The organism is Bacillus multifaciens (assembly GCF_030756675.1).
GTDB classification, from domain to species: Bacteria; Bacillota; Bacilli; order Bacillales; family Bacillaceae_G; genus Bacillus_A; species Bacillus_A multifaciens.
The window spans coordinates 12,363-34,265 of record NZ_JAVBXD010000039.1 but is presented as its reverse complement, the minus strand read 5'-3'; the positions used below and the strand labels follow the sequence as shown (position 1 = coordinate 34,265).

The 21,903-nt window shown below is 34.3% G+C and carries 22 protein-coding genes and 2 pseudogenes; 2 read left to right on the top strand and 22 right to left on the bottom strand.

Features of this window, described 5'->3' with window-relative positions:
* Nucleotide 1: 1 nt before the first annotated feature.
* The 16 genes from Q9306_RS19990 to Q9306_RS19915 all read right to left on the bottom strand — a co-directional run bounded on the left by Q9306_RS19990 (nucleotide 2) and on the right by Q9306_RS19915 (nucleotide 14,087).
* Nucleotides 2–1,126, bottom strand: a complete 1,125-nt coding sequence (locus Q9306_RS19990; protein ID WP_306201657.1) for a flagellar hook-length control protein FliK — start codon at nucleotides 1,124–1,126, stop codon at nucleotides 2–4.
* The gene (locus tag Q9306_RS19985) at nucleotides 1,119–1,493 is read right to left on the bottom strand and encodes a cytoplasmic protein (RefSeq protein WP_371932414.1); all 375 of its coding nucleotides are present in this window, start codon (nucleotides 1,491–1,493) and stop codon (nucleotides 1,119–1,121) included. The genes Q9306_RS19990 and Q9306_RS19985 overlap by 8 nt, the downstream gene beginning before the upstream one ends.
* A 166-nt stretch (nucleotides 1,494–1,659) precedes the next feature.
* Nucleotides 1,660–2,964 carry a flagellar protein export ATPase FliI gene (locus Q9306_RS19980; protein WP_306201653.1) on the bottom strand — a complete coding sequence of 435 codons (1,305 nt, stop codon included), beginning with the start codon at nucleotides 2,962–2,964 and terminating at the stop codon, nucleotides 1,660–1,662.
* Nucleotides 2,961–3,662, bottom strand: coding sequence for a FliH/SctL family protein (locus Q9306_RS19975; RefSeq protein ID WP_306201651.1), 702 nt, complete (start codon nucleotides 3,660–3,662; stop codon nucleotides 2,961–2,963). Before Q9306_RS19975 ends, Q9306_RS19980 begins: the two co-directional genes overlap by 4 nt.
* Nucleotides 3,649–4,653 (bottom strand): flagellar motor switch protein FliG, encoded by a 1,005-nt coding sequence (locus Q9306_RS19970; protein WP_306201649.1) that lies wholly within the window; start codon nucleotides 4,651–4,653, stop codon nucleotides 3,649–3,651. Before Q9306_RS19970 ends, Q9306_RS19975 begins: the two co-directional genes overlap by 14 nt.
* A gap of 12 nt (nucleotides 4,654–4,665) precedes the next feature.
* A complete protein-coding gene (gene fliF, locus Q9306_RS19965) occupies nucleotides 4,666–6,207 on the bottom strand; it encodes a flagellar basal-body MS-ring/collar protein FliF (protein WP_306201647.1) in 1,542 nt (513 codons plus the stop codon).
* Between the two features lie 23 nt (nucleotides 6,208–6,230).
* Nucleotides 6,231–6,527: a flagellar hook-basal body complex protein FliE gene (gene fliE / locus Q9306_RS19960; RefSeq protein WP_306201645.1), complete on the bottom strand. Its 297-nt coding sequence runs from the start codon at nucleotides 6,525–6,527 to the stop codon at nucleotides 6,231–6,233.
* Nucleotides 6,528–6,554: 27 nt separating this feature from the next.
* Nucleotides 6,555–6,968, bottom strand: a complete 414-nt coding sequence (flgC, locus tag Q9306_RS19955) for a flagellar basal body rod protein FlgC (RefSeq protein ID WP_306201643.1) — start codon at nucleotides 6,966–6,968, stop codon at nucleotides 6,555–6,557.
* A gap of 17 nt (nucleotides 6,969–6,985) precedes the next feature.
* Entirely contained in the window at nucleotides 6,986–7,393 is a 408-nt protein-coding gene (gene flgB, locus Q9306_RS19950; protein ID WP_306201640.1) for a flagellar basal body rod protein FlgB, read from the bottom strand.
* Between the two features lie 809 nt (nucleotides 7,394–8,202).
* Nucleotides 8,203–8,475 (bottom strand): flagellar biosynthesis protein FlgG, encoded by a 273-nt coding sequence (locus Q9306_RS19945; protein ID WP_306201638.1) that lies wholly within the window; start codon nucleotides 8,473–8,475, stop codon nucleotides 8,203–8,205.
* On the bottom strand, nucleotides 8,465–8,833 hold the full coding sequence (locus Q9306_RS19940) for a flagellar export chaperone FliS (protein ID WP_306201636.1): 369 nt from the start codon (nucleotides 8,831–8,833) through the stop codon (nucleotides 8,465–8,467). Before Q9306_RS19940 ends, Q9306_RS19945 begins: the two co-directional genes overlap by 11 nt.
* Before the next feature lie 221 nt (nucleotides 8,834–9,054).
* Nucleotides 9,055–10,380, bottom strand: coding sequence for a flagellar hook-associated protein 2 (locus Q9306_RS19935; RefSeq protein ID WP_306201635.1), 1,326 nt, complete (start codon nucleotides 10,378–10,380; stop codon nucleotides 9,055–9,057).
* Nucleotides 10,381–10,602: 222 nt separating this feature from the next.
* Nucleotides 10,603–11,466 (bottom strand): flagellar hook-associated protein 3, encoded by an 864-nt coding sequence (locus tag Q9306_RS19930; protein ID WP_306201634.1) that lies wholly within the window; start codon nucleotides 11,464–11,466, stop codon nucleotides 10,603–10,605.
* Between the two features lie 305 nt (nucleotides 11,467–11,771).
* Entirely contained in the window at nucleotides 11,772–13,133 is a 1,362-nt protein-coding gene (gene flgK / locus Q9306_RS19925) for a flagellar hook-associated protein FlgK (RefSeq protein WP_306201632.1), read from the bottom strand.
* A gap of 20 nt (nucleotides 13,134–13,153) precedes the next feature.
* On the bottom strand, nucleotides 13,154–13,606 hold the full coding sequence (flgN, locus tag Q9306_RS19920) for a flagellar export chaperone FlgN (RefSeq protein ID WP_306201630.1): 453 nt from the start codon (nucleotides 13,604–13,606) through the stop codon (nucleotides 13,154–13,156).
* Nucleotides 13,607–13,622: 16 nt separating this feature from the next.
* Nucleotides 13,623–14,087 (bottom strand): YaaR family protein, encoded by a 465-nt coding sequence (locus tag Q9306_RS19915; RefSeq protein WP_306201628.1) that lies wholly within the window; start codon nucleotides 14,085–14,087, stop codon nucleotides 13,623–13,625.
* A gap of 133 nt (nucleotides 14,088–14,220) precedes the next feature.
* Here Q9306_RS19915 and Q9306_RS19910 point away from each other — a divergent pair, with 133 nt between their 5' ends.
* Nucleotides 14,221–14,718: a flagellar motor switch protein FliG gene (locus Q9306_RS19910; RefSeq protein ID WP_306201626.1), complete on the top strand. Its 498-nt coding sequence runs from the start codon at nucleotides 14,221–14,223 to the stop codon at nucleotides 14,716–14,718.
* Nucleotides 14,719–14,780: 62 nt separating this feature from the next.
* A complete protein-coding gene (locus tag Q9306_RS19905; protein WP_306201668.1) occupies nucleotides 14,781–15,563 on the top strand; it encodes a CheR family methyltransferase in 783 nt (260 codons plus the stop codon).
* Between the two features lie 81 nt (nucleotides 15,564–15,644).
* Here the strand turns inward: Q9306_RS19905 and Q9306_RS19900 are convergent, their stop codons facing one another.
* The 6 genes and pseudogenes from Q9306_RS19900 to Q9306_RS19880 all read right to left on the bottom strand — a co-directional run bounded on the left by Q9306_RS19900 (nucleotide 15,645) and on the right by Q9306_RS19880 (nucleotide 21,889).
* Nucleotides 15,645–16,364, bottom strand: a complete 720-nt coding sequence (locus tag Q9306_RS19900) for a hypothetical protein (protein WP_306201624.1) — start codon at nucleotides 16,362–16,364, stop codon at nucleotides 15,645–15,647.
* Nucleotides 16,365–16,447: 83 nt separating this feature from the next.
* The gene (locus Q9306_RS19895; RefSeq protein ID WP_306201622.1) at nucleotides 16,448–17,599 is read right to left on the bottom strand and encodes a hypothetical protein; all 1,152 of its coding nucleotides are present in this window, start codon (nucleotides 17,597–17,599) and stop codon (nucleotides 16,448–16,450) included.
* Nucleotides 17,600–17,628: 29 nt separating this feature from the next.
* Nucleotides 17,629–19,209: a flagellar motor switch protein gene (locus tag Q9306_RS19890; RefSeq protein ID WP_306201620.1), complete on the bottom strand. Its 1,581-nt coding sequence runs from the start codon at nucleotides 19,207–19,209 to the stop codon at nucleotides 17,629–17,631.
* A gap of 201 nt (nucleotides 19,210–19,410) precedes the next feature.
* Nucleotides 19,411–20,604, bottom strand: a pseudogene (locus Q9306_RS24710) (chemotaxis protein CheA); the annotation flags it as partial.
* Nucleotides 20,605–20,705: 101 nt separating this feature from the next.
* Nucleotides 20,706–21,360 (bottom strand): annotated as a pseudogene (locus Q9306_RS24705) (Hpt domain-containing protein); the annotation flags it as partial.
* A gap of 160 nt (nucleotides 21,361–21,520) precedes the next feature.
* Nucleotides 21,521–21,889: a response regulator gene (locus Q9306_RS19880; protein WP_306201616.1), complete on the bottom strand. Its 369-nt coding sequence runs from the start codon at nucleotides 21,887–21,889 to the stop codon at nucleotides 21,521–21,523.
* Between the last annotated feature and the right edge of the window lie 14 nt (nucleotides 21,890–21,903).

Genomic DNA, 21,903 nt, shown 5'->3' with positions numbered 1-21,903 from the left:
TTTATTCCTCCAATAATCCAGCAAAGTCTTGCTCTGCCTTCTGTTCTTTCTTGACAACTACTTGTTTTTGCTTATATTGTTGTCCTCTTTCCTGCTGTTCACGTTTTTGATCTTTATCTGTATAGCTTAGTTCAATTTGAATATCTTTTTCTTTTAATTTATTTTTTAATTCATCAAAAATAATTTCGACTTTCTTCTTCGCATCGTGTTTATCCATTTCAATATGAACTTGAATTTGATCACCTTGCTTTTTCATATACACCGTTAATGTGCCAAGCTTTTCAGGATTTAATTGAAAAAGAACGCGTTCTTGTTTCACGACAAACTTTTGCAACGCTTCAACGTGTGCTTCCATTTTCTTTCCTAAATCAGGAAGTGATACTTTTTGCGCTGACATATCTTGTTTTACAACTGAATCATTTCCTACAAGAAATGGTTTCGCATTGGTTTCGCCTGTTGGAAGTTGCACATCCGTATCTCCAAGTTCTGAAGTTTTTTCCACCTCATGCTTGCTTATTGTTGCAATTGGTTCTTGTTCTTTTTTCATTAAATCACATGTTTCACTTTGTATGATCTTTGCAAAGTCAGTCATATTTTCTGGCGTTGTTAATTTTTCTAACGCCATCCCTATTGTATCTTCCAAACATATTGTATTTTGAATATTATTCTCTTTCAAAAATCCCATAAGCGATTGAAGCTCTGTTGCTGGAAGCTCATTTAATTTTATATTTCCATACGTTTCGTATATCGTTTGTATTTTTTGTATGTATTGATATAACGATTCTGGTTGTGCACGTAATTGCTCAATTCCTAGCATCTGTTCTGAAATGGCTAGCAGTAACTCTTCTATCGGCTTGTCTTCTTCATTCTCTTCTTTTGAAACAAGCGATTCCTTTTTTACAAACTTACTCTTTTCAATTTCATAACTCTTTGCCTTCATTTCTTTTGGCTGTTCGCTTTTTTCTATCGTTGATCGTTTTGGCTTCTCCACCGACTTTTCATTCATTTTCTCTGAAAATGAAGTCTGTTCTTCTTTCGGTTGCACTTCCAATGGTTTTTCTTTTCGTTGCGGCAAATTCAATTGCACTGGTAAGACAGATTCAATCATCTCTTTCACATCACCCATTCATACACATTCTTAAGTCGAGCAACATTTTTTCTTCGCGTTTTCCTTGTTCCTTTGCAGCTTTCTGGCAATCTTGCTGGAACATTTCATCAATAACGCGTTCTTTTTCTTGAATTTGCTCTAGAAGGAGTTTATTTTTCAAAATAAACTCTTCAATTTTTTCTATTTTCCTATTCCATTCCTCTATTCTTTCAGGTGAAAACGTATGAGAGGACAACATGCCAATATGAATACTTTCATTGACTTGCATCACTTTACTACGTGATTGAAAAACATTCAAATCATGCGCTTTTTTTGCTTCTATCTTTCGTTTTTCCGTTGTTAATTCATACACTTCTTTTAAGACATGTTCTTTTTCTTGATTCATTTGTAGTTTTATCGTTTCATACTGTTTTGTTTTCACCTGCTTTTTAAACCCCTTTCTATTATACCTTTACTTATTCTTATTATATAGTTTTTTTAGAAAAAAATCCGCTAAATATTCTAGAATCTTAATATATTTATTAAATAAAAAGACCTCAAAATTGAGGTCTTTACATAACACCATCCATTTGCTGAATTACATCGGCAAAACGATAGCTTTCCGTTCGACCTTGCTTTAAAAATGTATGAATATCATCTATTTTATTTTTACATGCAAAAATATATGCATTCTCTTCATTCTCTTGAATTGTACCAAGTTTAAAGTACAATTCATTTTCTTGATAAATTGATAGCGTCTTCCGTATTTCATTCGCAATCTTCCAATGATCCGGTGCTACAACCTCTTCCATAATTCGACTTACAGAATCTAACACAGAAATAGCTGGATAATGATTTAATGTCGCTAAATCACGCTTCAATACAATATGTCCATCTAAAATACCCCGTGCTAAATCCGGTACTGGACCATTTAAATCGTCACCATCAACAAGCACCGTATAAATACCTGTAATCGAACCTACTTTCGTTTTTCCAGAACGCTCAAGTAATTTCTTCATATAACTTTCCATTAACAATGTTTTTCCGCCAATTGGCAACTCTTTCACTGCAATATCCACGCTTCTTCGAGCATCGGCAAAGCGAGTTACAGAATCCATCATGAGCAACACGTTCTTACCTTGATCGCGAAAATATTCTGCGATTGAAGTTGCTAATTTTGCAGCGCGAAGCTGCATAAGGTGACTTTCGTCAGACGTTGCAACAACAACAACGCTTTTTTTCATTCCTTCTTCGCCTAGCTCTTTGCGAATAAAATCCTTTACTTCACGTCCTCGTTCACCAACTAAACTAATTACATTAATATCTGCACTTGCATTTTTGGCAATCATCCCAAGCAATGTTGATTTCCCAACACCCGAGCCTGCAAAAATCCCAATCTTTTGACCAACACCAATCGTTAACATGCCATCAATTGATTTAATACCTGTCTCAAACACTTCTGTAATTTCTTCACGGTCAAACGCGTGAATCGGCGGTGCATCAAGCCTTATTTTTTGCAGTGGTGTAGTTGCTTCTTGTTCGTTTAAGATTTCGCCATTTGCATTTAACACTTTTCCGAGCAAATGCTCACCACGCGGCACCGTAACATCTTCGCTAATAAGTGTAACGGCATCCCCATAACAGACCTTTTCAGTTTGCTCGAATGGAAGAAGCGTATTATTTTCTTTTTCAATCGCAATTACTTCGCATAAGACATTATGCTCTCCAACAAGGCAAACATCACCAATTTTTGCTTTCGGCCCTTTTGAAACAAAAAATTGCTCTTGTACACTATGTACTTTCCCTCTTTTAATATAAAACGGTGCTTCCATGTGCGCATTCCATTTTTCATGTTCTTTTATAAGCCATTCTTTCATACTGGTTGCCCCTCAAGTAATTGCTTTTCTTTCCACTGTTCGCGAAGCGTTTCAAAAATTGGACTGAACTTAAATTCAAAAAACTCTTTTTCTTCTTCTAAAATAAATTCACCAAACTGTAAAGAAAAATCATATTTCCATTCAACAAGTTCAAGGAGCCAATACTCTTTTGTTACCGTTTTTTCTCGTTCAATTTGCTCAAATGTTTCTGGGTGAACAGTAATAGAAAGCTTTTCGAACGATGTTGGTAACGTTTGAACAATACCGTTTAAAATCGGTAACAAATCCAGCTGCCGAACATCAATGGCTTGATTTACAATATTTTGAGCTAAGTGTAGCGACTGCTCCCAAAGTAATTCTGACCATTGTGTTGCGATCTCTTTTTGTTCTTCAAGCAAAGCACGGCGATCTGCTACTATTTGTTTTTTGTGCTCTTCTCGTAACACTTCAAACTGTGCTCTTTCTTGCTGCAACTTTGCTCTCTCTTCCTCTAACTCTTGCTCTATTTGTTGCAAATGAAGCGTTTGCGACTGCAGCTGTTCCTTTTGAACAAATAATTCTCTTTTCATTTCACTTATTTCTGATGCTTCTTCGCAGTCTACTACCTCTTCTATTTCCGGTTGTGGAAATTGTAATTCATATGTTTGATGAGAAAAAGAAACAGAATTCTTCGGAATTCTGTTTTTAAATAAGGACATCTTCTTCACCTCTTTGAATAACAATACGACCTTCTTTTTCTAGTTTTTTCACAGTACTTGTAATCGTTTGTTGTGCTTTCTCAGCATCTGTCATCTTAAGTGGACCAAGACCATCTAGTTCTTCCAAGATCATATTTTTACGGTTATTAGACATACATGTAAATAACTTCTCTTTAATTTCTTCTTTCGCAATTTTTAATGCTTTTGCAATGATTCCGTTATCAGAAATCTCTTCTAATACACGGCGCATTGCTAAATCTTCAAGACGTAATAAGTCTTCAAAGACGAACATGTTTTCTTTAATTTTCTCAGATAATTCATAGTCAACTTCATCAAGTTTTTCAAATACCGTTTTCTCTACACCTCGAGAAACGTTATTTAAGATGTTTACAATTGTTTTCAAGCCATCTGTTTTGTTAATTGCACTAAACGCCATCATGTTTAATTTCGATTTTAATAAATCACCAATTTGTGCAATAAGATCGCTATCAACTTGTTCAAGCTTTGCAATCCCCATAACTGTTTCCACTCTTTTATAATCTGGCAATCTTTCAATTAACCTTGAAGCAAGTTGTGGTTTTATGTACGACGCAATAATTGCAATGGTCTGTGGTGATTCATCGTTTAATACTGTTAGTAATGGTTCTAAATCCGTCAGTGAGTTAAGAAACTCAAACGGATTATCTTTATTGTACCATAAGTCTTCTAGTAACTTTTCCAACTCATCTTCCGGCATATTTTTGAAAATGCGGCGAATATATTCTTTATCTGGTGTTACTAAATTCAATTCTTTTACATTTAATTCATATAAAAATTCTCCTAATACGTTTTCTAACGTTTCGGCTTTATATGCACGAAACTTAGCAATTTCGCGTAATAATACCTCTTTTTCCTCCTCGTTCATATATTCAATAATTTGTGTCGCCACATCTTCATCTAACATACGAACAAGTATGGCAGCTTTTTCTTTTGAAGAGATTCCTTCTATCATCACTTATGTCCCTCACTGTCCGTTTAACCATTTTTTAATTACTTTTGCAGTTCCTTCTGTATGCTCTCTTGTTACTTGATGTACTTGTTCATCTAATGTAGGTTCTGTCGATTCTGGTACTTCTATTTTCTCTTTATATTCCATAACGTCTTCGGTAGCTGCTATTTCTTCGATTACTTCTGGTTCAAACTCTTCTTCTTCTTCTTCTTTTCGTTTCGCCAAGAAGTACCATAGTGCACCGCCTATTAGTAATAAGCCTACTAAAGAACCTCCAAGCATCCACCAATTAAAGCCACTTTCTTCTTCTGCTTTCGGTTCAGCTTTTTTCGGCTCATCAAATTGAACAGTCACAATATTCACTTGACCATTTGTAAAGTTTCCATTTTGATCTGCTTGTAATCCAGCAGACGTTCCAATCGCTTGCTTAAAGGCATTCATATCAATATTTCTTTTTGCTAATGTTTTATTATCTACCCAAACAACGATATTCGTTTTCGTCAATTCTGGATGTTTCTTAACTGTTTCAACTGTTTTATCAATTTCATAGTTTTCGATTTTATTTCCGCTATTTTGATCATAGACAACTTTTCCATTTTTATTCTTATCAATGCCATAGTTAGGAACTTCACCATTTGCAGTAATCCCTGCGCTTTGCTGCGGTGCTCCCTCTTGTGCTGTCGATTTCTCTTGTTGATCTTGTTTACTACGAAGTACACCTTTGTCACCATACTTCTCAGACTGTCTTGTTACTTCATCGTAGTTCACAGATACTTTCGTATTCACTTTAAAATCATTTAACTTAAACATACCCGTTAACGTCGATTCAATGTCTTGCTTTAATTTATCTTCAATTTCATTTTGAAGTTTTATTTCTTTGTCATAAGAAGATGAACCCTTATTCTGTGATTCACTTGTGCCTTTTGAAAGGATTCCTTTTTTATTATCAATAACGCTTACTTCTTCTGATTTTACCCCTGTTACAGCAGCACTAATCATATGTTGAATACCCATAATTTGATCTTCTGTTAACGTTTGGCCTCTTTTCACGCCAACTGTCACAGCTGCTGTACCTTTTGCTTTCTCTTCCTCAAAAATTGTTTCTTTTTCTGGTAAAGTAATTTGTACATTTGCACTTTCAATTGTTGCAAAGTTTCTTACAATATCTTGCTCTAATTGCTTCTTCGTTCCGACAAGCTGTTTCATCTTTTTATCTTGTTCACTAGAACCAAGCGAGCTTTCCAATAAAATATCTTCACCGCTTTTCGAATTAAACGGTAAACCCATTCCTGTCATCTCTTTTCGAATCATAGGGGCATCTTTCTTTAATACAGCAATAGAACCGTCTTGATTCAGCTTATAGTCAACCCCTAACTTCGATAATTCAACAGTTATATCTTGTTTATCTTTATCACTTAAACTTTGGTAAACAGTCACATATTTATCAGGCATCGTGTAATATAGCAATCCAGCTGTAATAATAGCTAAAATAGCAGCTCCAATCACCATCTTATGCCACGCTTTTAACGACTGGAACACACCTTTTATTTTTTCCATTTCACACACATCCGTCCATATTTCTAAATTTGCATACTCATAAGCTGTTTATAATTTTCGATAAGACTATCTCTAATAACAGCTGCAGTTTTCATTTGTGCTTCTGCTTTTTTTTGTTGAATCATTACTTCATGTGTTTCTCCTACACCTTTTGTAAGCAAATCATATACTGCTGTTTGTGCATGATTTTGTGTTTGATTCATACCTTCAAGCAAATCGATAAATGTTTTTCCTTCTACAGGTACAGAAGAAGTTTTCGGCGCTGCGAGCGGCTGAATTCCGCTAAACGGCTGTGTATTAACAATCGATTGAATTTTCATCTGTTATCTTCCTCTCCTTTTACACTCTTAACCTCGCCCGATTTCTAAATCTTTATCAAGCATTTTTTTATTCGCATTAAATACACTTGTATTTGCTTCATACATTTTTTGAGCGACCATTACGTTTGTCATTTCCGCAGTCATATCAATATTCGGGTAACGTACGTACCCTTCTGCATTTGCTTGTGGGTGCGATGGATCGTAAATCAAATTCTCATTTGGATCGGTTTCAATAGATTCTACTTTCACACCTGTGTTAGGTTGTTGTTGTAGCATGCTTGCAAAACTATTATTTTGCGCTAACACTACGCTGCGGCGATGGTATGGTCCTCCATCAGCTCCTACCGTTGTATTGGCATTTACAATGTTATCAGAAGTAACTTCCATCCATTTCTTTGCTGCTGTTAAACCAGAACCGCTGGCATTAATTGCTTGAAACATATATTTCCCCTCTTTTCTTAACGTCCTCTAGCTGCTTGATCTATTGTATACTGCGTATTAATTGCATTAATAGATACACCGTATAACTGATTCGTTTTTACAAGATCAATCATTTCTTTTGTCACATCAACACTATTGCCATCTTCTTTAACAGCCAAATTATTTGTTCGAATCTTTGCATATGTATTTGTTTCGTTCGTTAATGGTAAATGCATTACATTCGTTTGATACATTTGCCTATTTTTTTGTAAATCTAGCTCATTTTTTTTATACAGTTCATTACTCCCTACAAGTTGTTCAGCAAAATCAACATCTTGCGCTTTAAAGCCTGGCGTATTGGCGTTAGAAACATTATTAGAAACAGCATCTCTCTTTGTCACTAAATAATTCATATAATGACTAACATCACTAATAAAATTCGTCATATTCTCAACCCCTCTCTATCATTTCATTTTCATATTTAGATATTATCAACAAACGCATACATTTATTAAAATAATATATTATTATGTATCTCTCAATATTTTATGTCATTTTTACAATATTGTCTTTAAAAAAATAAAAAAAATATAAAAATATTCTTCTATATAAATGTTTTTAAATTTTCAACCTATATATCCATTTTAATTTTCCGTCATATAAGTCTCTGTTATGCAGAACGAAACATGACTTGCACTCGCTTTGTCATTTTGTTTTAAACCTTGCATGTGGTAGGAAAAGGCCTTGACTGCTACTATCTACGGCTAGATGCTCTCGTCTCCTCACATAAAAAAGAAAGGGGATTTTATGTTGGTTTCTTTACTTATATACATATATAAGTTGCTGCTATACAGAAAAAAATGACTGCTACTTGCTTTCTCTCTTTGCTTTAAACCTCGCATGTGGCAGGAAAAGATCCTGACCGCCCCTATCCACGGCTAGATGCTCTCGTCTCCTCACATAAAAAAGAAAGGGATTTTATGTCGTTTTTTAACTTATATACATATATAAGTTGCTGCTATACAAAAAAAATAACCGCTATTTGCTTTCTCTCTTTGTTTTAAACCTCGCACAGGGCAGGAAAAGGCCCTGACCGCTTCTACGCATGGCCAGATGCTCTCGTCCTCCCATAAAAGAGGTTTTTATGCCGTTTTTTCAAACTGTATTTCTATATAAATACAGTTTTACAAATATAGCAAAAGAAAAAGCGATGATCCTTTCGAATACGATCGCCCTTCCTTTGTATACAAGACTTTCAATACTTACCGTAATACGAATTTGCTTTCATTCTGCCATCATTCACCATAATCATTTCTTCTAATAAGTGCTGATTATGACGAATTTTTTCTGCTGCCTTCGTAATAAGCGGAATAACTTCATTAGCGACTTGATTATTCATTGATTCCTCTAATGTTGAAAACCACGTATTAAATTCTGCCATTCGTGTTTTTAATTCCTCTTCTGATACAATCACATCGTAAGTATCATTAAAACAACTCACAAATTTTTCATACGCGTTATTGTTCATCCGCTAACACTCCACGATATCCCTCAATTAAATCTTGCAACACTCGTACAATCCCATCCATATCTGCAACTGTACGTGTCATTTTCATCATTCCAATTTGCTGACTAATCCAATCGTATAGCGAATATAAGCTATCATATAAATCTTTACTAATGTCTGGATTCAACTGTAGCTTTAATTCATCAAAAATACGATCCAATTTATCTACTACTTCATCAGCTTGTTCAAACTGAAAATTATTTAGTAGTTCTTCTAGTTTTCGAAATTCTACAATACATCTTTCATAAATAAAAATTGTATTTTTAATTGGATTACTTGTCATAATGTTATGTTGCATATATCGTTGCCACGCTTGCATACCATTAACTCCTTCTATATAAATCCACTTTGATTTTCCAACATATAAGCCGGGACTATGCAGATTAAAAAATGCGCCCTACTCGCTTTCTCCCTTTGTTTTAACCCTTGCTATGGCAGGAAAAAGATCTGACCGCTTCTACACACGGTCAGATGCTTTCATCCTCCTAAAAAGAAAGGAATTTTTAGGTTGGTTTTTCAATTTGCATTTATATGCGTTCCTTAATCATCACTCTTTTGTTTTGTCATTGCCTTCATTTGTTTCAACTGCATATCTAGCATAGCTAATTGCTGTTCTAATTTTGCATATTTATCAACAATAGCTTGTTGCTTCAGTTTATTAAAAGAATCAATACTGTTAATCTTTTCATCTATTTTACCAATTTCTTTATCAATACTTTTAGTCCGCTCTGTCATGAATGACGTAACACCGAATATACCATCTAATTTTTTCTCCATTTCATGTCCAAGACCATTAAAACCAAAGAAAAAAGCATTTACTCCATCTGGATTCTCTCTAAAAGCCGTTTTTAGCTTCTCCTCATCAAGTTTCACTCTTCCATCCTTCTCAACTTGAATACCGAAAGAGGATACATATTTATTGTCCTTAGAATAGGAAAACATACTCGTCATTGCATTTTGCAATGAAAATGCTACATTGTTTCCTTGTAAATAACCTTCCTTACCTGCAAACCGGTCTAATTCTGAAACAGCCTTATTATATTCTTCCGTCATTTTTTTTATTGCGTCCATACCAGCGTTTACATTAGAATCTTCAACCGTCAGCCTAATTGCTTCTGTTGTTTCTTTTTCTAATTTAATTGTTACACCAGGAAGTGCATTAATTGTATTAGATTTACTTGTCTGAGTAACTCCATTAATTGTATATTCAGCATCTTGGTATGGTGTTTCCACATGAGCAATTTGGTTAGCTGCATTAAACAACCCTATTGTTTGTAATATATTTCCATTTACTTCTTCTAATTTAATTTCCCCGTCTGTTCCTGCTGTTGCGGCTGTTACAAACATTTTAGTTCCTAATGTATAGGCAGATACACCATAACCGCCATTATTCATTTTATTAATTAAATCTTTATATGTCATATCAGCTTTAACTTCTAATAGTTTACCATTAAGGTTAAAAGTACCAGCTTGACCAATTGTATCGTTTATATTTATATCTTTCACACTTGTAATTAGATGTCGTTGCGCTAATTTTTGAACAGTAATATTATATGTTCCTGCAAACGCAGACCCATCTGCTGCCGCAGTGATAAATCCATCTTTAGACGTAGATGTTTTCTTTTCATTTCCTTTAAATGATGACAAATTTGTAAATGCTGTTGTAAAATCACTAAACTGTTTCTTTACACTAGCATATACATTCTTTTCATCTACTAGTCTCTGTTTTGAACTCGTATAAGGGGATTTCTTCGCCTCTAACGCCTGTAACTCCATTTGCACAAGGTCTGCTGTGTTTATTAGATTACCACCACCTATATTCCAAATTTGCTGCTTCCCACCAATATTTGTTAATGTTCCTGCCATACTATTTCACTCCTCATTCTATATCAATCCGTTTTCATGTTTCGACATATACGTCGCTGCTCTGCAGAATACATCATGACCTGCACTTGCTCCCTTTGTTTTAAACCATGGTATGTGGCAGGAAAAGGCCCTGACCGCTCCTATCCACGGCCAGATACTCTCGTCCTCCTATAAAAAGAAAGGGATTTTATGTCTGTTTTTCAACCTATATACATATGTTTTTTACATATAATCTAAAATACTCATTTTACTCATTGTACTTACTGCCTTTAACGTTGCTTCATACGTCGCATTAATGTACGCCAAATCGGATATAGCTACTGCTAAATCGACATCTTCAATTTCTTTGCGATTTTCACTTAATGCTAAGTTGTGCTCATTTAAAATTGTTTCAAATGCACTTAACGTATTCAGCGTCGCACCGACCTCTGTTGTACGATCGATAATTTTATCTAGATTATCTTTATTTTCTAGTTTTAATGGCTCTAACGCTTTTTGGTTGCCACTTTGCAATGCATCCTTTAGTTTCACTAAAGTTTCAATCGTTGGAGTGAATAAGTCTTTTCCATTTCGAAACACTTGTACTGTATACCCATCATTCAGCGTCCACTTCACATCCTGATTTCCACCGCGATATGTACCATCATCAGCAAACGGAGGCTGCGTTGTAACTTCCCCTCCAAATATATAACGTCCGTTTTCCTTTGTATTTGCCAAATACACAACTTGTTTTAATAGTTGATCTACTTCCGCCCCAATTGCCTTCAATTCCTTCGGACCATTTGTCTCATTTAACGCTTGTATCGTAAGCTCATTTACTCGTGATAACGTTTTAGTAACACCGCGCAACGAATTTTCTGTTTGTTTTAAAACACTTTGTGAATCTGTTAAATCTTTTTGCATTTGCTCAATATTTGCTAAAGAATGTTGAATTGCAAATGATTTACTTGCCGCAAGTGGATCTTCACTCATTCGAATATTTTTTTTACCAGATGTCACTTGATTACGATGATACATTTGCTGAGAATTTAGACGCATTAATTCACTTTGGGCCCAATTCACACTTTGAAACGTTGATACTCTCATAAAATCTCCCTCTCACTCTCGCTCAATTTCGTAGATATACGTTTTCTATAAATCCGTTTAAATCCCCCAACATATAAATATACAGAACAAAACATACCCCGCACTCGCTCTCTCCTTTTGTTTTAACTTTGCGTGTGGCAGAAAAAGGACCTGACCGCTCCTATGCATGGCCAGATGCTCTCGCCCACCTAAAAAGAAAAGAGTTTTATGTTGGTTTTCAATTGGATTTATAAGTCTTCTACATGAGCTTTATTTATTCTATAACTCTGATTGAACCAATGTTCTCTCATCATTAATAGCACCTTTTACCTAATAATTGAAAATAAACTATCAAAGACTTCGTTTAATGTAGTAATTGCCTTTGAATTCGCGACGAAATATTTTTGATAGGCCATTAAATTGACCATTTCTTCATCCATATTTACGCCTTCTAAACTTGATTTTTCTTGCTGGATTCCATTTAACAGATCCCCATGAATCGTTTTATATGCCTCAAACGCATTCGTATCCGCTGCAACTTGTACAATTTGTTTATCTAACGTTTGCTTGTAAGTAAGTCCAACAGCATATTGGCGATCACCAACTGCAGCCAATGCATTTGCTGTATCGACAGAAATCTTCATTTTGGTAACATCTGCTTCAAAATCAGGATTGATTCGCATCCCCTTCGCATCAGTTCCAACAAAGAAATCTTTCTGCATAACACCATTTATTTCGCCTTTTAGCGCCATCATTAAGTTATTTAAGTCTTCTTTATATCCTGCAATTGTTTTTTTCGCATCTAGCGCTGCTTGAATCGTACCGCCCTGTAATTGAACGTCCGTACCTAAAACTTTGACAGACATTGTATTATTATTATTTTTAATTAAGTCTAACGGATAAACGGTTTGTCCATTATTTTGCGCATTCCCTATGTTTTTTTGTGTTCTTGGATCTCCGATGATATCTTGACCGCTTACAAGTAATACCCCGTTAATTCTTACACTCACTATATTAGGATTAATAGATTCATTTAAAACGTCAATATTTGCATATTGTGACATTTCACTAATAATTTTATCTCGCTCATCCAGTAATTGATTCGGTACATGTTCTCCAGCTTGACCAATTTTCCAATTTGTCTCCGCTAAACTATCAGCCAGTCGATTGAATGCTTTCACATGCTGCGCTGCTTCTTCCCCTGCTTGTGCTTCTACTTCTTCGAAATTCTTTGCAATTCTATTTAACTGATTCGTAAATTTATTTGTATTAGCGACTAACATATTATAATAGTTAGGTTGCTCTGGATTTTTTGCCACTTCACGAAACGAGTTATAGAATTGATCCATTAAACTTGATAATGAATTTTTGTTTGGAGATCCTACCACTGTTTCTACTCGTGATAATATCGAATTCATATAAGAATGATATGAGAATTGTGATAACTGCTCATTATATTGACGTGTTTTCACTTCATCCGTTACACGATCTATACTTACTGTCTTTACACCGTAACCAATGCGTTGTTCAGGTGTGTCTCCTCGACTTCCCCCAACAGCGCTGTAATTCACTACTTGACGAACATAACCCGGTGTTCGCATATTAGTAAGATTTTGTCTTGTTGTCTGAAGACCTAGTTGTGCTGCTAACATCCCAGACAAGGACGTATTATAATCCGTTAATTTCATGTTTTTCACTTCTCCCTTATCTACAATAATTCATTCATGAAAATTTGTGAATTATGGTTTCTTTCAAGATTAAATTCAGAAACGGAATCCACAATACTTTCTGTAGTTTTTAATAGTACGTTTAAGTAATATTGATTTTTTAAAAGTACCAGTTTAATGTTCTCTTCTAATTCTATCATGTTTTTTTGTAATTCTTCTATTTTTTTAATTTCCTCATTAGAAAAATAAGAAAATAAAAAATGAACTTTCGTTGTCTCTATCCCTTTTTCTTTGCAATACATCTCTATCGTTTCTTGAAAACGATGTGTCAATTGTTTAACTTGTTCAATATGTTGAAGCTGTCTCGTATGCAAAGATTGCACATCTGCTAACTTTTTTTGCTGCAGATGCTCATAAATTTGTTCTCCAAGCGCTCCAATATGTTCATACGTATCTTTAATTCTCGTAAGTTGTTCATATAGATTTTGGTACAAATTATCTCCCCTCCTTCTACAACACTAAATTAACAATTAAACCGTGGATTTCTCCAATCTGATTTAATATTTCTAAGTGGCCAGTTTTTGTATTTACTAAATTCATAACATCTTCTAAATCATTCAATCCATTTTCTACTTGCTTTATAACGGTCATTTTTTGTGAATAACCGTAGCGTGGATGACGTGATAATACATCTTTATACTGCATCAAATTATCTACATAGAAATTCAAAAATGACTTCACTGTACTTCTGTATTCCATAATATTATCAACTGTTAATTCTTGTTCGATTTTTTCTTTTATTTCGCCGATGTTATCAACAAGTGCCTCGATTTGTTCAAGCAATTTTTCGTTTTTCGGATCAGCTTGTAATTTCTCCGAAAAAGACGGACGCATTGTTTCTTTCGCATCCTTCGCTGCTGGTAACTGGGTTGGCATATGGGATAAAATTGGACTGGTTGGTACAAAACGTAACATAATACATCACCTATTTAATCTTTATCGTTTTATCGTAAAATCTATTTATTTATAATTATAACTTGTTAAACGATAATTTGCAGTTATTTTTTACACAATCTATGTTACAATTTACGATGAGGTGGCAGATTTTATGAATATATTCCTTTGTGGTTCCAATCAATTAACAACATTAGATCAAACGGAAATAAAAAACTTTTTATCTGAATATGCTTATAAACATCGAATCTATGTATTATGCTACAAATCAATTGAAAGTGAAGTCCTTCGCTTTTTCGTTGAGAATGAGCATCTTGCTCCTAATTTATCTATATATACATTACATCCTTTACATGTATTATCAGATGAATTTCAAGACATTGTAGCATATTTAAAAGTTCAAGGAGCAGAATTCATTTCTTTCAATCATCCAAACGAAGCCGTTTATCGCTCTGAATACATGTTTTTCGTAAAACAAATTGTCAAAGAGTCCGATTTAGTGCTTTGTTTTTATAACGGTGACAAACATACAGCTGTCATACCGATAGATATTGCAAAAGAAGCGAGAAAAAATGCTGTTATTTTTGATTTACCTGGTTTGCAAGATAAGCAAGACAACAAAAATTTCAAACAAAAGATTCGCATGATGTAAAATAATAATTAAATAAGGAGGAGGCACAATATACAATATTGTATATTGTGCCTATTATTATAATGAGCTTAGAACAGGACTATAATTATTTCATTAAACAATTTAAACAATATTTTAGTACCGATATTTCTTTATATAAACAAGATAGAATGAAAAGAAGAATCGAATCTTTTATTACACGAAAAGGATATTCGAGTTATACAAACTTCCTACATGAATTACAACGCGATTCTTCCCTATTCGCTGAGTTCATTGATCACTTAACAATAAACGTATCTGAATTTTACCGAAACCGTGAAAGATGGGATGCTCTTGAAACAAAAGTATTACCGAAACTTATTCAACAAAATCAAAATAAATTAAAAATGTGGAGTGCTGCTTGCGCTGCAGGGGAAGAGCCTTATACATTATCAATTATTCTTTCGAACATTTTACCAAAATATCGATTTGAAATTCATGCAACTGACCTTGATTTAAATATTTTAGAAAAGGCAAAACAAGGAACTTATTCTAGCCGTTCTTTAAAAGAAGTTCCAAGCACTGTAAAACATACATATTTCACACAAATAAATGATCAATATAGCGTTCATCCTGATATAAAGCAGCAAGTTACATTTAAACAACACGATTTATTAGTACAACCATTCGATATAAATTTTGATTTAATTATTTGCCGAAATGTTATGATTTATTTTACGGAGGAAGCACGAACAAAAATATACGAAAAATTTAGCCGCTCACTAAAAAAAGGCGGAGTGTTATTTGTCGGAAGTACGGAACAAATTTTAACTCCAGAGCGTTATAACTTACAACGATTTGATACTTTCTTCTATGAAAAAATATAATTAAAATCAAAAACAGGTTGCTTTCATTATTGAATAGCAACCTGTTTTTATTGAAACCAATCAACGAAGCTTATATTACGATTACCCATAAATAATATATATACATATTAGCCAAATAACTAAGAAAAAGCCTGTAACAGACCATTTATGTTGCCCTACTAATTGCTTCACCTGCTGCGGAAACTGTGTCATACTCATTTCAGCTAATGCTCGCCACATACTAACATCACGTTCTTTTGAAAAAATAGACGATGTATCAACAACTGTATTTTCATTAGGAACTTTTGCAATGTAATTTGTTATCACTTGAATAACCATATCTATTTTAGATGGATCTTGTCTTAACATATGGATAAGGGCCGTCACATCTAGCAAGGGAATCGTCACTTGTTTTCCATGCTGTAGAAAAGGGATCGGTAATTCAATAAAGTCATATGTGCCATCTAATAAAGGAATTTGACGAACATGGACATGTTTCACAAGCTCCTGCACTTTGTTTAAAATTTCTTGGTACATTTGCTCACCTTGTCCATCTTTCTCCTCTAACACCATCGATAACTGCTGCAGCAATTGTAAGACTGACTTTAATTCATTTGAAATGTTACCAAGAGCAACTTCTCCATCTTGAATACTCGATAATAGAATTCCAATTTGCTCTCCCTTTGTAACAATATGACGGTCAATTGCAAACGATACTGTATGTTTTTGTTGTTCTATGGTTACTTCCTTTTCAGTAAAACTTGAAGGCTGTTGTAATGGTTCAAGCGTTTTCTGTCCCATTGTAACTCGATTGATTTCCATATACATGCCCCCTTTTCTCATTATGTCTCTTTATTAAAACTACCATCAATGAGAAATGCTCCCTCACCGATGGTAGTTTTACTTTATAAACCCCATTCTTTATTACTTTTTAATATAAAGAATAATAAAAATCCTCCAGATATAATAGCGAATAAATCCGATGACTGTACGCCAGTCTGCTGTTTCTTTTTTTCATCAACATGTTTTTTCTGTTGTTCAGCTACTTCTTGATCAGGTGGTGTTTTTAATTTTTCTTTCGATTTCATTGTCACACCTTGGTCAGAAGTCATCTCATCCTGATTTTGTGTTACCGCTTTTATCGGTTCTGTTATTGTAATAATTGCCTCTTTCGAAGGAGTTACAGGTTCCCCTTCTTCTTTCTTCCCTTGCTCATCTGTTGTATCTTTTGGTGGATTCACTATTTCTTCTTTTTTACTTTCGGCTACAACTGAAATGACATACTTACTTTCCATGAAGCTTTTATTCCCAGCTCCATCGACCAATTCAATTATAGTTTTGTAAGTACCGGCGGAGATTCCATCAGGAATTTCATATTTCCCTATCCAAGTACCTTCTTTTTTCTCATATTGGAGCGGGACAGTAAAGTTCGTTTCTTTATTTTCTAGACGAATCACAACTTGTTTAACAGATGATTCTGCATCCTTTGCCTTAACGCGAATATTTAGCGATTCACCTTTCTTCATTTCAAATGCATTCTCTAGATGATCCTGAACCAAAAATTCTTCTACCTTTGGCCCTTCTTTATCGGGCAGAGGTTCTTTATTTTCAATATGAACAAGATCAACGTTCTGTTCTACAGGTTCTCTATCACCATTCATAAGGAGATCAAGCTGCCAGTCTCCTTCTAAATCATACGGAGTAACTGTATAATTCGTCGTCCATAGTTGCTTCTCTGCGTCATATGTAAAAATCAACTGGCGTTCCTGTTCTACTTGTTTTTCTGTTTTCAACAATCGAAGCCAACCTATTAATGCTTGTCCACCCAATTCTTTTGGTTTAATCGCAATATGAATTGTTTCTCCAACAATAGCTTTTTTTGTATTTACAGTAACGTATCCTATCTCTGTGTTTACACTGTATTCTTTCACCAGTGTATTATTATCCTGTTTGACAGCAGGAATTTGCTCAATCACTTCCGCTTTCCCATATACAGGAAAACAGATGAGCAGTTGTAAGACGATCCAGCCGCTGAGAAGATTCCTCATATTTTTCATGTTTAATTTCAAACTCCTATATGATGAGTTTATAGTGATTTAATTACTTTAACACCAAAAAAGCCGTCTACATTTACAAGTTCTCCATAAGCAATTAACACATTATTCGCATAAATTTGAATTGGTTCTTCGATACTCTCATCTAATACTACTGTTTCACTTTCATGTAAACCCAAAATATCTTCAATTGTTTTCATTGTATTACCAAATACAAACTTTAAATCCACTTCCACATTTTGTAATATATCCTCTTCTAGATTTGTAGTAGAAGCATGATTTTGTCGCTGTAAAGATTCCACTGTAGTTGCTTCTTGCTTCTTAACCTCTACTTCATTTACCTCTTGAGGAATTAGGCGCTTTACCATTCCCTTTGCCTTTGGTATCGGTAAGATTTGATACATTTTCAAATCTAGTAAATCGCCAACTTCAATTTGAAACGTAATTTGAGCGAGTTCATCCATCATACTATCTGCACTCATACTTTCCATTTCTTCTTGAATAGTGACAAATTTAACTCTTGGCGTTGAAATATCCATTTTCTCTCCAAACACCTCGGACATTGCTGTTGCTGCATGCCCCATCATTTGGTTCATAATTTCTTTCACACCACTTAATTCCAAATCAGTTAAATCTTGTTCTAGATCAATCTCGCCATTGCCCATCATCATTAAATCCAGCATTGTTAAGGCAACCTCTTTTGAAAATATAAACATATTTTCATGTTGTAAGCCTTCAATAAAATCTACATTTATAATAACAAAAGGAATAGATTCTCTATCATAATGATGCGCATTAATAATTTCAACCTTTGGTATGCTAATTGATACAGGTTGATTTAGCAAAGTCGACAATACAGTAGAAGCTGATCCAATAGATATATTCGCAATCTCTCCAAGTGCATCTTTCTCTTCTTGGTTCAATACTTCTATTTCTGAAGGATTATCTTTTTCCTCTATATTCCCTGATACTTGTAGAATCTTGTTGATCATTCCCTTTGCACTCTCTATCGAAACAATCTGTACAAGCTTCGAATTGACTAAATCATCAATTTTCAAATCAAATGCAATTTTAATGATTGCCCCGCTATTATCAAGATCAGAAATTTTCTTAATTTCATCCTTAAGTGTTACAACTTGAATTGTTGGAGGAGACATGTCAACGACATCTTTAAAGAACTCCGACATAGAAGTTGCTGCAAAGCCCATCATTTGATTCATTGCTTCTTTAACAGCACTTAACTCTAATTCAGAAAGTTCTTTATTTGCGTCAACTTTACCTGACCCCATCATCATTAGGTCAGCAATCGCTAAGGCAACATCTTGCTTAATAACAAGCAAGTTTTCCATTTCAAGCCCTTTTATAAAGTGAATATTTAATACAACGTGTGGAACTTCAACATCTCTTGCATCATATAATTCAACTACTTCTACGTGAGGCGCAGTAATACTTACTTGACGATTTAATAAAGTAGACAATATCGTAGAAGCTGATCCAAATGATATATTGGCAATTTCTCCAAGAATATCACGTTCTTGTTGTGTTAATAAATGGGAGTGATCTTTCTCTAGTACAAGAGTATCACTTTCTCCTTGTCTATGCTGTTCAGACATTTGTTAAACCCCCTCATATCGTTCTTTCTTTATATCAATAAAAAATTGTTACATTTCAATATTTTTATACTTATATAAAATTAAATACAAAATTTCAAAAGAAAACAACTATATTTCATACATTTTTAAAAAATTATTACAAAAACAACGAATATACAAATTGAAACTCCCCAACTATGTCTGTTGAGGAGTTGATTCGTATTATAAACCTTCTGGGTTTACAATAAGGACTACCCGTCCGTCACCGAGAATCGTTGCACCTGAAAAATATGTTACGCTATCAGAAAAAAAGTCTCCTAGCGATTTTAGTACAATTTCCCTTTGACCAATAATCGTATTTACAAACAATCCATAACTACGATGTGAATTACGAACAATTAACACTGGAACCATTTGTCCCTCATACGCATCTAAAGCTTCTTCTAATGTCTTCTCGCCGAAAATAACACTTAAATGCTTTACTTCAATAATTTGATCACGATAATTCAAAACATCTTTTCCTTGCAGTGTTTGAATATCTTCTTTTTTAACACGAATTGCTTCAACGATATTTCCAAGTGGTACGGCATAACGTGTTTCATTTGTTTGAACGAGCATAGATTGAATAATAGAAAGTGTTAATGGAAGCTCAATACGGAACTTACTTCCTTTTCCTTCTTCTGATTCAATGATTACATGTCCTCCCAAACTACTAATTGTATGTTTCACAACATCTAGCCCTACACCGCGGCCGGATAAATCAGAAACCACTTCCGCTGTACTAAATCCCGGTGCAAGGATAAGATCGTACACTTCACGATCTGTCAACTTACTTGCTTCTGCTTCTGTCACAACACCGTTTTGAATCGCCTTTTTCAAGACTCTTCCTTTATTAATACCATTACCATCATCAGAAATTTGAATGACAACATGATTACCACTATGAAATGCCGCAAGTTTAATTGTTCCTGTTTCACTTTTTCCTACACTACGTCTTACATCAACAGTTTCAATACCATGGTCGATTGCATTACGGATAATATGTACAAGCGGGTCTCCAATTTCATCGATAACAATCTTATCAACTTCGGTTTCTTCACCAGTAATTTGCAAATCTATTTTCTTACCAAGATCTTTTGCAACCATACGAACCATACGTGGAAAACGATTAAAAACTGTTTCAATTGGAACCATACGCATATTTAATAAAACATTTTGGATGTCCTTTGAAATATCTCCTAATCGGTTCAAATGTTCGATTAATTCTTTGTTTTGAATCGCTTCCGCCAATTCATCAATTCTTCCGCGTTCAATAACACTTTCTTCAAACATATTCATTAAACGCTCAATTTTTTCTAATTGCACACGTATCGAACGATTTTCAACTTTTACATTCTTATTTTTTGCTTGTGACTTAGTAGATTCCTTTACTGGTGATTGTTGCGAAGTCGCTATCTTTTTTTCACTTTTTAAGACGGATTGCTTTTCTTCTTTTTGTACCTCTAATTTATTGATTTTTACGTGCTCAATTTCAGATACACTACGTACAGTTTGTTGAATTTCATCTTCACTAGATTTGGTTTTTATATGCACAGTGAATTCAAAATCAAAAGTGTCTGATTCAATTTCTTCTACAGTTGGTATTGTTTTTGTAATTTCCCCAATGTTTTGCAATGCTTCTATACACATAATTGCTCGTACTGCTTTTAACATTGCCTGCTGCTGAACAGAAATATGCACAGCATACATCACATCATCTAAGTTTCCTTCATTTTCTATCTGTTCTACAGCTTGCTCAGCATGAAGCAATGCTTCTAATTTTTGCTTTGTACTAGCGACATGAATATTCCCCATACCACCTTGTTGTACATCCGCAACCATTTTCTCTAAATTATCAATACATTCAAAGATGACATCAATAATATCTGCATTTACCGCTATATTACCATGACGAATTTCGTCTAATACGTTTTCCATTTTATGCGTTAAATCTGCCATCTCTGTAAATCCCATACTAGCTGACATCCCTTTAAACGTATGAGCAGAACGGAAAATCTCACTGACAACTTCCATATCTTCTGGATTTTGTTCTAATGTGAGCACATTTTCATTTAACGCCTGTAAATGTTCTTCTGACTCTTCAAAAAAAATGCTTAATAAGTCTGTTTGCATATCAATCCCCTACCTGTCCGTCCTGTAAACCTATTATTTATGTATATCAATTTAATGGTTCATAAACTAATAGAAAGGATACAAAAAGGAGGTACCCTTTTCCTTACATATACAGTCCTACACTTATGTGTTCATTGGTACCTCCTAATTGGTATGTATGTTAACCTGTTACTACTTTTGTTAATGCTTCAATAACACGATCAGCTTGGAACGGTTTCACAATAAAATCTTTTGCTCCACTTTTAATTGCATCTAATACCATACCTTGTTGTCCCATAGCAGAACAAATAACAACCTTTGCATTTGCGTCAATTTTGATAATTTCCTTTAACGCCTCTAATCCATCCATTTCTGGCATTGTAATATCAAGTGTTACGATGTCTGGTTGCAACTCTTTATATTTTTGAATTGCTTCAATTCCATTTTCTGCTTCACCAATTATTTCAAAATCAGAATTACTTTGTAATAAGTTTTTAATCATCGTTCTCATAAATACTGCATCATCTACTACTAAAATTTTGTGTGCCATGTTATTAATTCTCT

Bases quoted from the DNA above. Each gene is read 5' to 3' on its own strand.
- Q9306_RS19990 (WP_306201657.1), bottom strand. From the start codon at position 1,126: ATGGGTGATGTGAAAGAGATGATTGAATCTGTCTTACCAGTGCAATTG.
- Q9306_RS19985 (WP_371932414.1), bottom strand. From the start codon at position 1,493: ATGAATCAAGAAAAAGAACATGTCTTAAAAGAAGTGTATGAATTAACA.
- Q9306_RS19980 (WP_306201653.1), bottom strand. From the start codon at position 2,964: ATGAAAGAATGGCTTATAAAAGAACATGAAAAATGGAATGCGCACATG.
- Q9306_RS19975 (WP_306201651.1), bottom strand. From the start codon at position 3,662: ATGTCCTTATTTAAAAACAGAATTCCGAAGAATTCTGTTTCTTTTTCT.
- Q9306_RS19970 (WP_306201649.1), bottom strand. From the start codon at position 4,653: ATGATAGAAGGAATCTCTTCAAAAGAAAAAGCTGCCATACTTGTTCGT.
- fliF (WP_306201647.1), bottom strand. From the start codon at position 6,207: ATGGAAAAAATAAAAGGTGTGTTCCAGTCGTTAAAAGCGTGGCATAAG.
- fliE (WP_306201645.1), bottom strand. From the start codon at position 6,527: ATGAAAATTCAATCGATTGTTAATACACAGCCGTTTAGCGGAATTCAG.
- flgC (WP_306201643.1), bottom strand. From the start codon at position 6,968: ATGTTTCAAGCAATTAATGCCAGCGGTTCTGGTTTAACAGCAGCAAAG.
- flgB (WP_306201640.1), bottom strand. From the start codon at position 7,393: ATGACGAATTTTATTAGTGATGTTAGTCATTATATGAATTATTTAGTG.
- Q9306_RS19945 (WP_306201638.1), bottom strand. From the start codon at position 8,475: ATGAACAATAACGCGTATGAAAAATTTGTGAGTTGTTTTAATGATACT.
- Q9306_RS19940 (WP_306201636.1), bottom strand. From the start codon at position 8,833: ATGCAAGCGTGGCAACGATATATGCAACATAACATTATGACAAGTAAT.
- Q9306_RS19935 (WP_306201635.1), bottom strand. From the start codon at position 10,380: ATGGCAGGAACATTAACAAATATTGGTGGGAAGCAGCAAATTTGGAAT.
- Q9306_RS19930 (WP_306201634.1), bottom strand. From the start codon at position 11,466: ATGAGAGTATCAACGTTTCAAAGTGTGAATTGGGCCCAAAGTGAATTA.
- flgK (WP_306201632.1), bottom strand. From the start codon at position 13,133: ATGAAATTAACGGATTATAATACGTCCTTGTCTGGGATGTTAGCAGCA.
- Q9306_RS19915 (WP_306201628.1), bottom strand. From the start codon at position 14,087: ATGTTACGTTTTGTACCAACCAGTCCAATTTTATCCCATATGCCAACC.
- Q9306_RS19910 (WP_306201626.1), top strand. From the start codon at position 14,221: ATGAATATATTCCTTTGTGGTTCCAATCAATTAACAACATTAGATCAA.
- Q9306_RS19905 (WP_306201668.1), top strand. From the start codon at position 14,781: ATGAGCTTAGAACAGGACTATAATTATTTCATTAAACAATTTAAACAA.
- Q9306_RS19900 (WP_306201624.1), bottom strand. From the start codon at position 16,364: ATGGAAATCAATCGAGTTACAATGGGACAGAAAACGCTTGAACCATTA.
- Q9306_RS19895 (WP_306201622.1), bottom strand. From the start codon at position 17,599: ATGAAAAATATGAGGAATCTTCTCAGCGGCTGGATCGTCTTACAACTG.
- Q9306_RS19890 (WP_306201620.1), bottom strand. From the start codon at position 19,209: ATGTCTGAACAGCATAGACAAGGAGAAAGTGATACTCTTGTACTAGAG.
- Q9306_RS19880 (WP_306201616.1), bottom strand. From the start codon at position 21,889: ATGGCACACAAAATTTTAGTAGTAGATGATGCAGTATTTATGAGAACG.